This window comes from Frankia nepalensis (genome assembly GCF_016786325.1).
GTDB lineage: Bacteria > Actinomycetota > Actinomycetes > Frankiales > Frankiaceae > Pseudofrankia > Pseudofrankia nepalensis.
The window spans coordinates 1-15739 of sequence record NZ_JADWYU010000376.1 but is presented as its reverse complement, the minus strand read 5'-3'; the positions used below and the strand labels follow the sequence as shown (position 1 = coordinate 15739).

Below are 15739 nucleotides of genomic sequence, written 5' to 3'. Positions count from 1 at the left end.
CGTGGCCGGGCCGCGGCGGAGGTCGCCGGAGCGCACGTTCGCGGAGGAGGACGCGGTGCGGAGGTCCCTTGGGAGCGAAGCGAGCAAGGGGCCGGAGCACCGCGCCCGGACGGAGCGAACCAAGGAAACACAGCGAACCAACGAAACGGAAACACCATGCTGAGCCGGATCGCGGAGTCGCTGTTCTGGATCGGGCGCTATGTGGAGCGCGCCGAGAGCACGTCGCGCATCCTCGACGTGCACGTTCACCGGGTGCTCGAGGACCCCTGGCTGGACGAGGAGTCGGCGGGCCGTGAGCTGCTCGCCGTGATGGGGGTCGCCACGGTCGTGGCGCCGGTCGACTCCCAGCTGGTCACCGAGCTGCTCGGCTACGACCGGACCAACCAGTCGAGCATCGTCGGCGCGATCTCCGCCGCCCGGGAGAACGCTCGCAGCGCCCGGGTGGTGGTCTCCAGCGAGGTCTGGGAGTGCCTCAACGCGACCTGGAACGAGCTGGAGTACACCGAGGAGCTCGCCAGCCGGCTCGGTCCCCATGTGTTCTTCCGGTACATCCGGGAGCGCACCGCGATGCTCGCCGGGCTGGTGGACGCCACCCTGGCCAGGGACGACGGCTGGCGGTTCCTGGTGCTGGGCCGCGGCCTGGAGCGGGTCGACATGACCGCCCGGCTGCTGTCGTCGAGCATCAGCGACGCCCCGAACTCGCAGAGCTGGGTCAGCCTGCTGCGCTCCTGCGGGGCGCACGAGTCCTACCTGCGTACCTACCGGCGCGCCGTCGACGCCTCCCGAGTGGCCGAGTTCCTGCTGCTCGACCGGCTGTTCCCCCGCTCGGTGTACTGGTCGCTCGCGCTCGCCGAGCAGATCCTCGCCGAGCTGGACAGCGGGCGCCGCCTGGGCCGTTCCACCGTGCACGACGCCGGCCGGCGCGCGGTGGGCCTCGCCCGCACCGAGCTGGAGTTCCGCGACGTCGCCGAGCTGGTCGAGGACATGCCCGAACTGCTGCGCGGCCTGCAGCGCACCTGCTCGGAGGTCAGCGCCGCCGTCACCGCCCGCTACTTCGCCCGCGAGACGCCGCGCGCCTGGGCGACCGAGGTGCCCGCCTGAGGGCGGTCCCGCCCGAGGCCCGAGAGGAGACACGCACGTGAGCTGGCAGATCCGCGTCGAGCACTCGACCGGGTACCGGTACGCGTCGCCGGTGGTGTCGTCGTACAACGAGGCGCGGATCATTCCGCAGACCGGCGGCGGGCAGCTCACCCTGGAGGCGATGGTGCGCACCGAGCCCGCGGCCACCACCTACCGGTACTGGGACTACTGGGGCAGCCAGGTCACCGCGTTCGACGTGCACCTTCCGCACACCGAGCTGGTGGTCACCGGGCGCTCGCTGGTGCGCACGGCGCCGGAGCCCGAGCGGCCTGTCGACGCCCCGTCCTGGGCGGCGCTGCGCGGCGACGACGTCGCCGACCGCTACGTCGAGTTCCTCCGCCCGGCCCTCTACACCCCGGAGCATCCGGAACTGGCCGCGGCGGGCCTGGAGCTCGCCGCGGCGCACAGCCCGGCCGACTTCATCGTCGCCGTGGGCGACTGGGTACGCGACCGGCTCGAGTACCACGCCGGCACGACCGGGGTGCACACGTCCGCCGTCGACGCCTGGCGGCAGGGCGAGGGCGTCTGCCAGGACTTCGCGCACCTGGCGTGCGTGCTGATGCGCGCCGCGGGGATGCCGGCGCGCTACGTCTCCGGCTACCTGCACCCGGTCGCCGAGGCGGAGATCGGCCAGACCGTCGCCGGGCAGAGCCACGCCTGGGTGGAGGGCTGGTTCGGCGAGTGGTGGGGCTTCGACCCGACGAACGCGGTGCCCGCCGGGCAGCGGCACGTCGTCGTCGCCCGGGGCCGGGACTACGACGACGTCCCACCGATGCGCGGCGTGTACTCGGGCGGCACGTCCAGCTCGCTCGGCGTCACGGTCAACGTCACCCGCCTGAGCTAGCCCCTGTTCTCGTGGCCCAGGGCGGTTCGAGAGCCCGCATAACCCGCGGGCACGGGCCGGGCATGTCCCGCTGATCATCTCCGGTCATGGCTTGTGGCGCCCGGCCTTGATCCCAGGGGCCTTGGTGCCGGACGCGGCGCCTTTCGGCACCACGGCTCATGGCCCGATCCCAGGACTCAGGGGCGACCAGGGTGGTTACCGGGTCTGGCCAGCGTCAAGGACGCCGCCCAGACCCTGGCCCGAAGGCGCGCGGCCGGGGTCAGGGCTCGCCGGTCCGCCGCGCCGGATGGGCGATGGCGATGCCGGCGTTACCCGTCGGCAACCGCCGCGCGTCGCGCGGCACGTACCCTGAAGGCATCGCCCTGTCGCGCTCGGGAGCATGAGCCCGCGTATGCGGCCGCGCGCGGTGGCCATGTCGCGGTACCCGAGCGGAAGTGACCTCAGAGACGTGATGGAGCGGCTCGTCCAGCTGGAGTGAACAGCCGGCTTGGCCATGTCCGCCCACCGGCAGATGGCCGGCGCGGTCCTCGCCAGCCCGCGACGCCCGCCCACGACGAGCCGCCGCTTCGGCGGTCGGGCTTGTCTTCCGCCCGTTTCGAGAGGCCATCTCCTCGCATGATCATTGCTACGGACCTGGAGCTGCGGGCCGGGGCCCGGACGCTGGTCGAGCCGGTGTCGTTCCGGGTGCAGCCGAACGACCGGATCGGCCTGGTCGGGCGCAACGGCGCCGGCAAGACCACGCTGCTCAAGACGCTGGCCCGCGAGACGCTGCCGTTCGCCGGCAAGATCGACGTGCGCGGCGACGTCGGGTACCTGCCGCAGGACCCGCGCAGCGGCGACCTGACCGAGTCGGCGCGCGACCGGGTGCTGTCCGCCAGGGGCCTCGACGAGATCCTGCGCGAGATGGACAAGCTGCAGACCGAGATGGCCGAGCTCGCCGACGACGTGGCCCGGGACCGGGCGGTGCGCCGCTACGGCCGCCTTGAGGAGCGCTTCGGCGTGCTCGGTGGCTACGCCGCCGAGGCGGAGGCCGCCCGGATCTGTTCCTCGCTGGGGCTGCCCGACCGGGTGCTCGCCCAGCAGATCGGCACCCTGTCCGGCGGCCAGCGCCGCCGCGTCGAGCTCGCCCGCATCCTGTTCGCCGGCGCCGGCAACGAGGACGCGACGCTGCTGCTCGACGAACCGACCAACCACCTCGACGCCGACTCGATCGGGTGGCTGCGTGACTTCCTGCGCGCGCACAACGGCGGCCTGATCGTGATCAGTCACGACGTCGACCTGCTCGACCGCAGCGTCAACAAGGTCTTCCACCTGGACGCCAACCGGGCGGCGCTCGATGTCTACAACGTCGGCTGGAAGACCTACCTCACGCAGCGCGAGCAGGACGAGAAGCGCCGCAAGCGGGAGCGGGCCAACGCCGAGAAGAAGATCGACGCGCTCAAGGCGCAGGCCGACAAGATGCGTGCCAAGGCGACGAAGGCGCGGGCCGCGCACCAGATGGACCGGCGCGCCGAGCGCCTCGCCTCGGGCCTGGCCGACCTGCGGGTCGCCGACAAGGTGGCCAGGCTGCGCTTCCCGACGCCGGCGCCGTGCGGGCGCACCCCGCTGACCGCCGAGGGCCTGTCGAAGTCGTACGGCTCGCTGGAGGTGTTCACCGACGTCGACCTGGCGATCGACCGGGGCACCCGGGTCGTCGTGCTCGGCCTCAACGGCGCCGGCAAGACGACGCTGCTGCGGCTGCTCGCCGGCGTCGAGACGCCGGACACCGGCCAGGTCAACCCCGGGCATGGGCTCCGGCTGGGCTACTACGCCCAGGAACACGAGACGCTCGACCATGACCGCTCGGTGCTGGACAACATGCGCTCCGCCGCGCCGGACACCTCCGAGGTGGAGCTGCGCCGGATCCTCGGCGCCTTCCTGTTCAGCGGCGAGACGGTCGACCAGCCGGCCGGCACCCTCTCGGGCGGTGAGAAGACCCGGCTCGCGCTCGCCGGCCTGGTCTGCTCGGCGGCCAACGTGCTGCTGCTCGACGAGCCGACGAACAACCTGGACCCGGCCTCGCGCGACGAGGTGCTGGCGGCGCTGGCGACCTACAAGGGCTCGGTCGTGCTGGTCACCCACGACCCGGGCGCCGTCGAGGCGCTCAACCCGGACAAGGTGCTGATGCTGCCAGACGGCGTCGAGGACAGCTGGTCGCCGGACCTGCTGGAGCTCATCGCCCTGGCCTGAGCCGGTGGTTTACCGGCTGCTACCCCCGTGTAGAACCACCCGAAGGAACACCCGTCTGGCCAAGTTGGCACACTTGCGGCAGGTCGCGGGCTGACGGGCCCGCGGTACGGCGAGGGGAAGGGTTCCGGGTGAGCGCGGGCGGTGGGACGAAGGCGGTTCTGGCGGCACTGGCCGCGAACCTGGGGATCGCGGTGGCCAAGTTCATCGCGTTCCTGTTCACCCGGTCGTCGTCAATGCTGGCCGAGTCGATCCACTCGCTGGCCGACTCCGGTAACCAGGCGCTGCTGCTGCTCGGGCAGCGTCAGTCGACCAAGCCGGCGGACGAGACCCATCCCTTCGGGTTCGGGCGGTCCCGCTACATCGCGGGCTTCCTGGTCGGCATCGTGCTGTTCACCGTCGGTGGGCTCTTCTCGGTCTACGAGGGCATCGAGAAGCTGCGTCACCCGCATCACCTCGAGTCCGGCCTGATCGCGATCATCGTCCTGGCCGTGGCGATCGTGCTGGAGAGCTTCTCGTTCCGTACCGCGATCAAGGAGTCGCGCCACATCAAGGGCGACGCGACCTGGTGGCGGTTCATCCGGGACGAGCGCTCGCCGGAGCTGCCGGTCGTGCTGCTGGAGGACCTCGCCGCGCTCGTCGGCCTGGTCTTCGCGCTCTGCGGCGTCGGTCTCACGCTGCTGCTCGACGACCCGATCTGGGACGCCGCTGGCACGCTCGCCATCGGCGTGCTGCTCCTGGTCGTGGCCGTAGTGGTCGCCATCGAGAGCTACAGCATGCTCGTCGGCGAGGCGGCCGCGGCGCCGGTGGTCGCCGCGATCCGGGAGGCGTTGGCGTCCGCGCCGTCGGTCACCGCCGTCGTCCACATGCGCACCCTGCACCTCGGGCCCGACGAGCTGCTGGTCGCGGCCAAGATCGGTGTCGACGAGGGGCTGACCACCGCCCAGGTCGCCGCGGCGATCGACGAGGCCGAGAGCCGGCTGCGCGCCGTCACCTCGATCACCTGCCGGATCTACCTGGAGCCGGACATCCCGAGCGCCGTCGCCGTCGCCGAGGCGGGCTGACCGGCCGCGTCGGGCGGGGGCGTGGCCAGGCCGGCTCAGCGAGGCATGAGCAGCGCCGCCAGGACGACCGCCAGCGCCCCGCCGACGGCCACGAGGCCGTAGGGGATCGGCCCGGCGCTGCTCGTGTCGCCGGGCAGCGCCGGGCGGGGCCGGGGCGCGACCGCCGGCACCACCAGCCAGCCGAACAGCGGCAGCCAGGCCGCCTGCGTGCCGCCGACCGCCAGGCCCGCCACGAGGGCGAACAGCGCGGCGGCGGCCGCGCCCACCAGGAACGGCCACCCCGGCGTCATCGAGACCCGCCGCGCGGACCGGACCAGCACAGGTCCGCAGCACAGCAGGACGGTCAGCAGATCGGGCACCAGCCAGGTCAGCGCCGCGCGGTCGAACAGGCCGGCGCCCGCCCTGGCCAGCCCGTCCGGCCAGGAGTAGTCGGCGAGCCGCAGCGCGAACAACGGCGCCAGCGCGCCGGCGCCCGTGATCACGTTCAATAACGGGCGCCGCCGGACGAAGTACGCCGCGGCCACCGCCACGCCGAGCCACATCGCCGAATAGGCGAACAGCCCGGCCACGCCGAGCAGCAGGCCGGCCCCGAGCGCCCACCAGGCGCGCCTGCCGCGCTCGCAGCCGACCACCCCGACGGCCACCGCCGCGGCCGCGACGGCCGCGGTGACGGCGTCTCGTTCGCCAAGAGCGAACGGCGCCCACGGGGCGAGCGTCAACACCGGCAGCAGCCGACGCGCGGCTGGCTCGTGGCACAGCGAGCGCACCGCGACGGCCACCAGCGGCACGACGAGCGCGCCGAGCACGGTGAACGCCACGCCCACCGGCAACTCGCCGTGGATCCCGAGCCGAGCCAGCGCCCAGACCAGCAGCTCCGGCCCCGGTGGCTGGCCCGTCGACGCGCGCAGCAGGCCGGACGGCCGCTCGTCGGCGGCGCCGAGCAGGCCAGCGGACACCCGAGGCCCGTCCTGGGCGGCCACGGCCAGCGCGAGCCACCAGCCGACGGTCGCCACATACGCCAGGCCCAGCAGCGGCGCGAACCGCGGCGCTGGCCGATCCGCGCGGCGTCGGCCGGCCAACGCCGCCGAGCCGAGCACGACGGCGGCCACCGCCGGGGCGAGCAGCGTCGCGGGCGTCAGCCGCGGCGGCCAGGCCAGCGGCAGCGTACCGCCGGCCAGGCCCTCGCCCGCGCCATGCCCGGCCCCGGCGTATCGGGCCCCGGCCGCCACCAGCAGCGCGGTCACGCCCGCCAGCGCGGCCGTCGCGGCGGCCCAGAGCGCCACCTCCCCGGGCTGGCCGCGCATCGCCGCCACCATCCACCCCGCCGCCTGGGCCCGCCGCGGCGGCGCCCACCACGGCCGTGCCGGCGCCTCGGCCGGCGTCCCGGACGGGGAGTCGGACGGGGACCTCGAGGCGGTACCGGCGGCGTTCATCGGATGGCGCTCATCCGACGGGCCCCGGTACCACGATCACACCAGCACGGTAACCACTGCGGCCGCCGTTCGCCCGACCGGCACGTCGGCGCCGGCCGGCGCCCGGCGCCCCCTGTGACCCGCGACACGACGGACGGCCCGGTCCGACCCGGGCCGCGGTTCCTGGACCGCGCTGCCCGGAACGCCCCACGGGCTGGTCATGGCCAGTCCTGAAGGGCCGTTGGCCGTCACTGCCCGCGACGCGCCGTGGCCCCTGTTAGGCGTCGCACCCGCGATTGTGGAAACTGGCCCCGTGACGTTGATCCATCCGTGGCGTGGCTCGGGTGCGGCATCGCCGGCGTGTTCGCCGGAGGCGTACGCGACTGGCCGTAGGCCCGTCCGCCGGCCGTTCCGGCCGGGGGGTCGGCGGCGCGGATGGGGGAACGTCGTGCTCACGGGCGCGGCCGGGGGCCACTGATCGCGTGTGATGGATCACACGCGCTTCGAGTGGCGCGTTTCCCGAAGCTGGGTGAAGATCGGTTCGCAGATCATCTCGACATGGAGGGGGCCACGTTGGCCGAGCTTAGGAAAGGAACCCGGATCACCGGCGCCGAGCGTGACAAGCTGGCCGCCGAGCTTCGGAAGAAGTACGAGTCCGGGCAGAGCATCCGACTCCTCGCCGAGTCGTCGGGCCGCTCGTACGGGTTCGTGCACCGGATCCTGTCCGAGTCCGGAACGACCCTGCGGGGCCGTGGTGGGGCGACCCGGGGCAGCAAGAAGAAGAGCGCCTGATCGTGCCCACGCCGGCCGCCGCCTGGATGGCGGCGGCCGGTCTTGGACTCTCGGTCGCGAGTTCCGTCGCGACCGTGACGTTTCGCGCCTCGGCCGGCGGCGACCCGGCCGAACCCGCCCGGCTGCCCGCGGCGGCCGAGGCGCTCACCGAGGTCAGCCGGGCGCTGACCGGAGATGTACGGGTCGTCGTCCTGCGTGGTGACATCTGGTCCTGCTCCGCGGGGATTCCCACGGCGCTGGACTCCACCAGGGAGACTGACGCCCTCGGCGCCGTGGAACGGCGCGTCGCCGCATGGCAGGCCGGATTCGGCTGGCTGTCCGCCCGGGCGGACCTGGTCAGCGTCGCGGCGGTGAACGGGCCGACCAGCGGCGCCGGCCTGCAGCTCGCGCTGGCCTGTGACCTGCGTGTCCTCACCGAGGACACCGTGCTCTCGTTGCCCGAAGCGGTCCTGGGGCTGGTCCCCGGCCTCGGCGTCACCAGCACACTGGTCGACCTCGTCGGCTACCCGACCGCGCTCGACCTCTGCCTGACCGGGCGGCGGCTCGCCGCGGCCGAGGCGTGCGCGCTCGGCGTCGCGCAGCGGGTCGTGCCGCCCGCCGGGCTGGACGCGGCCGTCGACGAGCTGGTCGCCGCCATCCTGGCCGCGCCGCGCGCCGCCGCCGCCGAGACCAAGGCACTGCTGCGCGGGGCCGCTCACCGCGGCCGTGGTGAGACGCTCGCCGCCGAGCGGGCCGCCCTAGCCCGCTGCCTGGTCACCCACCCGGCCGGCTAGCCCACCGACCGCGGCCGGCGCCCGCCACCCCGCCTCGTCCTGACCTCGTCCCCGCCTCGCGCCTGGCCAGCCGTGGCGACGCTCCGTCACCGGTCATGGCACTCGACGCCGCGTGGACCGGGAATGTCGGTCGCCGGGTCGCGCCTTACGTCGGAGGACGGTCGCGGACCTGTCCGGATGACATCCCGCGGCTGGCCCGGTGGGCACACGGCCCGGCGGGCCGACGACCCGGGACGGCGAAGGGACGCGAGCGGCGGATGACATCCCCGATGGGGCAGGGCTCCTGGTCGACGATGCGCAGCTTCCAGCGTGACAGGTCGGTCGCGCGGCAGAAACTGCGGCCGGGGACGATCCGGCGGATCGGCGAGTTCGCCCGCCCCTACCGCCGTCCGCTCGCGGCGTTCCTGCTGGTGGTCGTGGTCCAGGCGGCGCTGGGCACGGCGCTTCCGCTGCTCTTCAAGGTCATCATCGACGAGGGGATCATCCCGGGCCGGGTCGGCCTTGTCGAGGCGCTCGCCGGCGTCATCGCGGTCATCGCCGTGATCGACGCCGGGCTGTCGCTGCTGCAGCGCTGGCTGTCGGCGCGGATCGGCGAGGGCCTGATCTTCGAGATGCGCTCGAAGGTGTTCGACCACGTGCAGCGCCAGCCGCTGGCCTTCTTCAGCCGCACCCAGACGGGCGCGCTGATCACCCGGCTCAACAACGACGTGCTCGGCGCGCAGTCCGCGTTCACCAACACCCTCGCGGCGGTCTTCTCCAACATCCTCACGGTCGGCTTCGTGCTCGCCGCGATGTTCACCCTGTCCTGGCAGGTCACGCTGATCGCGCTCGTCCTGCTGCCGGTGTTCGTCGTCCCGGCGAAGCTGCTCGCGCCCCGGCTCGCCGCGCTGACCCGGGAGAGCTACGCCCTCAACGCCGAGATGAACACGACCATGACCGAGCGGTTCAACGTCGCCGGCGCGCTGCTGGGCAAGCTCTACGGCGACCAGGGCCGTGAGGTCGCGACCTTCCGCGGCCAGGCCGGCCGGGTCCGCGACATCGGCGTCGCCCAGGCCATGTTCGGGCGGATCTTCTTCGCCTCGATGACGCTGGTCGCCGCCCTCGCGACGGCCGTCGTCTATGGCGTCGGCGGCCGCTACGCCGCGCAGGGGCACATCGAGGTCGGCACGATCGTGGCCCTGACCGCCTACCTGACCCGGCTGTACGGGCCGCTGACCCAGCTGTCGAACGTGCACGTCGACGTGATGACCGCGCTGGTGTCGTTCGAGCGGGTCTTCGAGGTCCTCGACCTGAAGCCGGCGATCGAGGACAGGCCCGGCGCCGCCGCCCTCGACGTGCCGCCGGGCGGGGCCAGCGTCGAGTTCGACCACGTCGGGTTCCGCTACCCGGCCGCGAGCGAGGTGTCACTGGCGTCGCTGGAGTCGGTCGCCGTGCTCGACCCGCGCGTGCCGGCGCCGGTGCTGCGCGACGTGACGTTCCGGGTCGCGCCGGGCGAGCTCGTCGCGCTGGTCGGCCCGTCGGGGGCGGGCAAGACCACGATCAGCCAGCTGGTGCCGAGGATCTACGACGCGCTCGACGGCGCGGTCCGCGTCGGCGGCCTGGACGTGCGCGACGTCACCCTCGAGTCGCTGCGCGCCACCGTGGGCGTCGTCACCCAGGACGCCCACATGTTCCACGACACGATCCGGGCGAACCTGGCCTTCGCCCGGGCCGACGCCACCGACGAGCGGATGTGGGCCGCGCTGGACGCCGCCCAGATCGGCGCGCTCGTGCGCTCGCTGCCCGACGGCCTGGACACCGTCGTCGGCGACCGCGGCTACCGGCTCTCCGGTGGCGAGAAGCAGCGGCTCGCGATCGCCCGGCTGCTGGTGAAGGAACCGAGCGTCGTCGTCCTGGACGAGGCGACCGCGCACCTGGACAGCGAGTCGGAGGCGGCCGTGCAGCGGGCGCTGACGGCGGCGCTGACGGGACGAACGGCGCTGGTCATCGCGCATCGGCTGTCGACGGTCCGCGACGCGGACCGGATCCTGGTCGTCGCCGACGGCCGGGTGGTCGAGGAGGGCCGGCACGCGGACCTGCTGGCCCGCGACGGCCTGTACGCCGAGCTGTACCGCACCCAGTTCGCCGACGACTCGCCCGCGCCGGCGGCGGCCTGACGGGAGCCGGCCGCCCGGAACATGACCTCGAGAAGATCGCCCCGTGGAATTGGAACGGTAGCGTCTCGCTATTCCCCTGTGGCAGGAGATCCCGAAAATCCGGCTTCGCTTGGGGCGTTGTTGGAACTCGCCCCCGGCGCGTCGAGCTGCGGTTCGGGCTCGTCCTGGGGAACGGCGATGTCGACGTCGCCCGACGGCCGGCGGTGAATGGCCGGATTGCCGCTCATGGCATGCTCCGGGAGACCTCGGGCCGTTGTATCATCCTCGACCTCCGCACATCGCGAGCGCATCAGGAGAGATCGCCGGGCGCCGTTGCCCGCTTTCCCGCGCTGTGCTGACCGTTTAGGTCCCCGACGGCCGGGCGCGGAGCTGTCGCCCATCTGACGGGAAACCGCCGACGGATGTCGGCTGCTCGACCGTACGCCGTCTCGGCTCCGGCTGCATCGAGTTACCGCATGTCCGTAACGCCGGAAGTGTCAGGCGAAGGTGGCCCGGAACGGTGACGCGACCCAACTTGTGACCGGGGCGGCGTCCAATCCGAGTCGATCATTTTCTAGGCTTTGAGTCGTGCCACGAAGAGCCAAGATTGTATGTACCTTGGGCCCCGCGACCAACTCCCCGGAGCGGGTACGAGCCCTCGTCGACGCGGGAATGGACATCGCCCGTCTTAACTTCTCCCATGGCAGCCATGAGCAGCACGCGGCGGTCTACCGGCGGGTCCGGGAGGCCAGCGACGCGGCCGGGCGTGCCGTCGGCATCCTCGCCGACCTGCAGGGCCCGAAGATCCGGCTGGGAACGTTCGCCACGGGCGGGGTGACCCTCGTACCCGGTGAACAGTTCACCATCACCGTTCGGGACGTCTCTGGTGACCAGCACCAGGTCGGCACGACCTACCCGGGACTGCCCGGAGACGTCCAGGCCGGCGACCGGATCCTGGTCGACGACGGCCGGCTGGTGCTCACGATCGACGGTGTCACGGATACCGACGTGCACACCACCGTCGTCATCGGGGGCCCCGTCAGCGACCACAAGGGGATGAACATCCCGAGCGCGGCGCTCACGGTCCCCGCGCTCACCGAGAAGGACGAGGAGGACCTGCGCTACGCCCTCGAACTGGGCGTCGACATGATCGCGTTGTCGTTCGTCCGCTCCGCGGCGGATGCCGCGAAGGTCCGCGCGGTGATGGACGAGGTCGGGATCCGGATCCCGGTCATCGCCAAGATCGAGAAGCCGCAGGCCGTCGCGGAACTGGACGGCATCATCGAGGCGTTCGACGCCCTGATGGTCGCCCGCGGCGACCTGGGCGTCGAGCTGCCGCTCGAGGACGTGCCGCTGGTCCAGAAGCGCGCGGTCAGCGCGGCCCGCGAGCGGGCCAAGCCCGTCATCGTCGCCACCCAGGTGCTCGAGTCGATGGTCAGCGCGCCGAGACCCACCCGGGCCGAGGCGAGCGACTGCGCGAACGCCGTGCTGGACGGCGCCGACGCGATCATGCTGTCGGCCGAGACCAGCGTCGGGGCCTACCCGATCGAGGCCGCGGCGACCATGGCCAGCATCATCAAGACCGCGGAGCAGGACCTGTCCCGGCTGCCGGCGCTGCGTACGGCCCCGCGCACGCTCGGCGGCGCCATCGCCCAGGCGGCGGCCGAGGTCGGTTCCGCGGTGGGGGCTCGTTACCTGGTCGCGCACACGCTGTCGGGCGACACCGCTCGCCGGCTGGCCCGGTACCGCTCCCACGTCCCGGTGCTCGGGTTCACCCCGATCCCCGCGGTGCGCAGCCAGATGGCGCTGCTGTGGGGCGTCGAGACCTTCGTGGTGCCGTTCGCGAACAGCACCGACGAGATGGTCCGCCAGGTCGACGAGGCCCTGCTCAAGATCGGTCGATGCCAGCCTGGTGAGCTGGTCGTGGTCGTCGCCGGCACCCCGCCGGGCGTCGCCGGCATGACCAACACCATGCGCGTCCACCGGATCGGGGAGGCCGTCTGAACCTGGGCATGGTCCGCGCCCCGCGGCGGCGGACTCGTCGCCGCGGGGCGGTGCCCGGCCGTGGTCGCCCGTGCCGGCCACCCGGCTGGCGCCGTCGCGGCACCGCCGGCCTTTCGCCTCCACCCGAGGCTTTCCTCGACGCCGCTGGTAGGCGCGCCCCGGCCGGCTAGGTAAGGTCCCGGCCTGTCGGTGTCGCACGGGGCGAGGCGCTGACGGTGTCGCGTCCAGCGTCGGGAGCGGGTGGATGGTCGAGCAGGGCAAACCGACGGCGGCCCCGGAGCCGGACGGGCCGGAACCGGCCGAGCCGGCCGGGACACCCGCGCGCCCCCGCCCGGCCGGGGCGCCGGGCGCCCCGGCCCCGCAGCGGCCGGGCGGCGGCCCGGGCGGCCCAGCCGGTTCTCCGGGGTCCCCATCGGCGGGCCCGGCGGTCATCCGGCCGGGTGCGGCGTCGGCTCGCCCCGCCGCCGCGCCGGCCGGGCCAGCCGGGCCGCCGGCCAGGCCCGCCTCGTCCTTCCCGGCCGGTGACCCCTCGCGGCCGGCGGCCGGCGGTCGTCCGGGCTCGCCGAGCGGTGCCCAGGGCGGCCAGCCAGGCGCACCTGGCCGCCCGTCAGCGGCTGCTGGCGGCACCGCCGACCGCCTGCCGGCGGCGAGCCCCACCGTCCCGCGCTCCTCCGGCCCGGCCCGTCCACCCACAGGCTCCACCGGTTCCGCGCCGGGCGGCTCGGCCGCCAGCGCGGCGAACGCGGGGTCGCCCGCCGCCAGACCCGCGCCAGGCGGGACGGGACAGCAGCGACCACCGGCGGCGGGAGCGCCCGGCCAGCGCGGCGCGGCGGCGCCCCCCGGCAGGCCGGTCCCGCCAGCCGCGCCCGTGCCGCATACTTCCCCCGCCATCGCGAAGCCTTCGTCGGCACCGACGAAGCCAGCCACGCCGACGAAGCCAGCCACGCCGTCCAGGCCGGCGTCGCCCCCGGCCGCCCCGGCCCGCCCCGCCGGCGGCCAGCCCCCATCGCCCCCGGTCCGCCCGGCGCCGGCGAGCCCTGGCTCCGCGTCGCCCCCACAGCCGTCGTCCCCACAGCCATCCTCTCCGTCGTCCTCTCCCTCGACGCCGGCCGCCCCGAGGCCCGGGACACCGCCGGCCGCTCCGGGCCGGCCCGCGGCGGCCGACCCGCGTCCAGCGGCGGCGCCGGGCGCCGCGCCGCGCGCGGGCTCGCCGGGCGGCGGCCCCGCCGGATCGAGGCCGGGCGGCTCCGGCACCTCCGGGACGGGCGCCGCCGGCTCCACGACCGCAGGCTCCGCCGCGGTGGCGCGGCCGGCCCCGGCCAGGCAGGAACCGGCCTCCCGCGACAGCGAGCGGACATCCTGGGTGGGCCGGACCCGGCCCGCGACCGGGGCGGGTTCCGCGGCCGGGACAGGTTCCGCGACGGGATCCGGCCGCGCCGGCGAGCAGGGAACCTCCCGGACGTCGGCCGGCGGCGCCGCGGCCGGCCCAGCCGGGCGTTCCTCCGCCCAGCCCGGGACGGAGGCTGGCGGTGGGTGGTTCGGGCGCTCCGGCAAGCCCGAGGACGACACGCCCCCGGCGGGCGGGCCGATGCCACCACCGAAGGCCGCGTCTCCACAGCCGAAGGCCGCTTCTTCACCGGCGAAGGCCGCGTCCGCTCCGGCGAAGCCCGCCGCTCCGGCCGCCTCGGCTGCCTCGGCTGCTCCCGCGGCCACGGCGAAGCCCACGACCGCGCCGGCTTCCTCGGCGCCACCGCCGCGGGCTCCCGCGCCCGCCCCGAGCCCGGCGTCCCCGCCGCCGCGGCCCAGGCCGGCCGCGGAGCCGACGGCCCGCGCGTGGGCGGCGGGCCAGGGGGGTGGGGCGGACAGCGAGCGCGCCGCCTCCGCCCCAACCCCAGCGGCCTCGAAGGCCGCCCCGCCGGAGCCGCGCGCCGCGCGCCCCGAGACGCCGACGATGTGGGTGTCGCTCCGGCGAGGCGCGCCCCACCCGCCGGAGCGCCCCGCCGAGGTGGCCACGCCGGACGCCGGGGACGCCCACCCGGCCGGACCGGCCGGTCCGAGCCCGGACAGCACGGCGGCGTTGCCGCGGACGGGCGCCCGGCCGCGCCCGGCCGACTCCCGCGCCCCGGAGCAGCGTTCCGCGCGGGCCGGCGACGCCGCCGTGGCCCGCGCCGAGCCCGTCCCGGCCGGGCGCGACCAGACGGTCCCGGTCGAGCCGGTCGACCCGCCACCAGCGGCCAGCGCCGCCGACGGCTGGTGGGGGGCCGACGCCGACGGCCAGGCCGGGCGGGCCGCTCAGGACGCCGCCGCGCCGGCGGCACGGCCGGCGAGGCGGCCGTTGCCGTCGTTCCTGCTGCTTGTCGCGGGGCTCGTGGCGGTGGGCGCCGCGTTCGCTCCCTGGAGCACGCTGGTCGCCAGCGACGAACGGCGGACGTTCAGCGGCCTGACCGTCGGGGACGGGCGGGTCACGCTGGTCCTGGGGGCCGCGCTGACGCTCCTCGGCGCGGCGCGGCTCGCGCGCCGGCGGCTGTCGGTCGCGGACGCGGCGCTGAGCCCGCTGCTCGCCGGCCTGCTCGTCGTCATCGCCGGCTGCGACCTGCTCATCGGCCCGCCGACCCTGGCCACCTTCCGTGGGATCTCCGCCGACCGGATCATCGTGGAGCCGGAGATCGGCCTGTACGCCTCGCTCGCGGCCGGCGCGGTCGCGCTGCTGGCGGCGATCGCGCTGCGGCGCGCCGGCCACGCCGGCCCGCCGCGGCCCGCAGGGGACGACCGCCCACCGGCGGTCCGCGCCGGCGGCGACCATCGGGCGGGCCGAAGCCGGTAGCCAGGCGGATCGCGGCACGCCAGTTCCCGGGCGCCGGGCGATCACGGCGACGGCCGGGGACGCCGCGGGAGCCGCGTCAGCGCCCGGTGGTCGACGGGCACTGGACGGTTACGCATGGTAACACCTATGGGTGGCCGAGTATCGGGTGCCGTCGGGCGCGGAGCTGCCCGACTCACGAACCCATTCCGACACACCCGTCGCTTCCGGCGCCGCCGCCGGCGGGGACCGAAACGGTCCGGTCGAGCGAGGCGTGAGCTCCGACACGGACACCTCCGCGGGCACGGCGCGGACCGAGCCCCGGCCGGCCGAATCCCGCCCGACCGGGCCTCCGGCGCCGGGATCCCGCCCGACCGTGCCCCGTTCGGCCGGGCCTCGTACCACCGGTACACGCCTGACCGGGCCGCGCTCGCCGGCACCGAGATCGCCCGCGCCAGGGCCGTCCAGCCCAGCTGGGCGGCGGTGGGGACCTCCCGCGCCGGCCGGCCCGGGAGCCGCCAGTGTCTTATAAACATCACCGAGCCCCCG

Annotated in this window: 11 protein-coding genes; 9 read left to right on the top strand and 2 right to left on the bottom strand. The window is 74.9% G+C overall.

Features of this window, described 5'->3' with window-relative positions:
• The first annotated feature begins 156 nt into the window (after positions 1-156).
• The 4 genes from I6A81_RS41685 to I6A81_RS41670 all read left to right on the top strand — a co-directional run bounded on the left by I6A81_RS41685 (position 157) and on the right by I6A81_RS41670 (position 5274).
• The gene (locus tag I6A81_RS41685) at positions 157-1101 is read left to right on the top strand and encodes an alpha-E domain-containing protein (RefSeq protein WP_203005742.1); all 945 of its coding nucleotides are present in this window, start codon (positions 157-159) and stop codon (positions 1099-1101) included.
• 37 nt (positions 1102-1138) lie between these two features.
• A complete protein-coding gene (locus tag I6A81_RS41680; RefSeq protein WP_203005741.1) occupies positions 1139-1984 on the top strand; it encodes a transglutaminase family protein in 846 nt (281 codons plus the stop codon).
• Positions 1985-2599: 615 nt separating this feature from the next.
• On the top strand, positions 2600-4213 hold the full coding sequence (locus I6A81_RS41675) for an ABC-F family ATP-binding cassette domain-containing protein (RefSeq protein WP_203005740.1): 1614 nt from the start codon (positions 2600-2602) through the stop codon (positions 4211-4213).
• Between the two features lie 128 nt (positions 4214-4341).
• Positions 4342-5274, top strand: coding sequence for a cation diffusion facilitator family transporter (locus tag I6A81_RS41670; RefSeq protein ID WP_203005739.1), 933 nt, complete (start codon positions 4342-4344; stop codon positions 5272-5274).
• Positions 5275-5309: 35 nt separating this feature from the next.
• Here the strand turns inward: I6A81_RS41670 and I6A81_RS41665 are convergent, their stop codons facing one another.
• Positions 5310-6578 carry a hypothetical protein gene (locus I6A81_RS41665; protein ID WP_203005738.1) on the bottom strand — a complete coding sequence of 423 codons (1269 nt, stop codon included), beginning with the start codon at positions 6576-6578 and terminating at the stop codon, positions 5310-5312.
• A gap of 681 nt (positions 6579-7259) precedes the next feature.
• Between I6A81_RS41665 and I6A81_RS41660 the strand changes: the two genes are divergently transcribed.
• The 3 genes from I6A81_RS41660 (at position 7260) to I6A81_RS41650 (ending at position 10407) form a co-directional block, all read left to right on the top strand.
• The gene (locus I6A81_RS41660) at positions 7260-7478 is read left to right on the top strand and encodes a helix-turn-helix domain-containing protein (RefSeq protein WP_027141265.1); all 219 of its coding nucleotides are present in this window, start codon (positions 7260-7262) and stop codon (positions 7476-7478) included.
• Positions 7479-7480: 2 nt separating this feature from the next.
• A complete protein-coding gene (locus I6A81_RS41655; RefSeq protein ID WP_203010527.1) occupies positions 7481-8251 on the top strand; it encodes an enoyl-CoA hydratase/isomerase family protein in 771 nt (256 codons plus the stop codon).
• Between the two features lie 257 nt (positions 8252-8508).
• Entirely contained in the window at positions 8509-10407 is a 1899-nt protein-coding gene (locus tag I6A81_RS41650) for an ABC transporter ATP-binding protein (protein WP_203007800.1), read from the top strand.
• Between the two features lie 68 nt (positions 10408-10475).
• Here the strand turns inward: I6A81_RS41650 and I6A81_RS44555 are convergent, their stop codons facing one another.
• Complete coding sequence (locus tag I6A81_RS44555; protein WP_203007802.1) at positions 10476-10634, bottom strand: hypothetical protein; 159 nt, start codon at positions 10632-10634, stop codon at positions 10476-10478.
• A 340-nt stretch (positions 10635-10974) separates the two neighbouring features.
• On the opposite strand from I6A81_RS44555, the gene pyk reads away from it, so the two are divergent.
• Together pyk and I6A81_RS41640 are read left to right on the top strand one after the other, a co-directional pair.
• A complete protein-coding gene (gene pyk, locus I6A81_RS41645) occupies positions 10975-12390 on the top strand; it encodes a pyruvate kinase (RefSeq protein ID WP_203007803.1) in 1416 nt (471 codons plus the stop codon).
• A gap of 1957 nt (positions 12391-14347) precedes the next feature.
• The gene (locus I6A81_RS41640; RefSeq protein WP_203010526.1) at positions 14348-15214 is read left to right on the top strand and encodes a hypothetical protein; all 867 of its coding nucleotides are present in this window, start codon (positions 14348-14350) and stop codon (positions 15212-15214) included.
• The last annotated feature ends 525 nt before the right edge of the window (positions 15215-15739 follow it).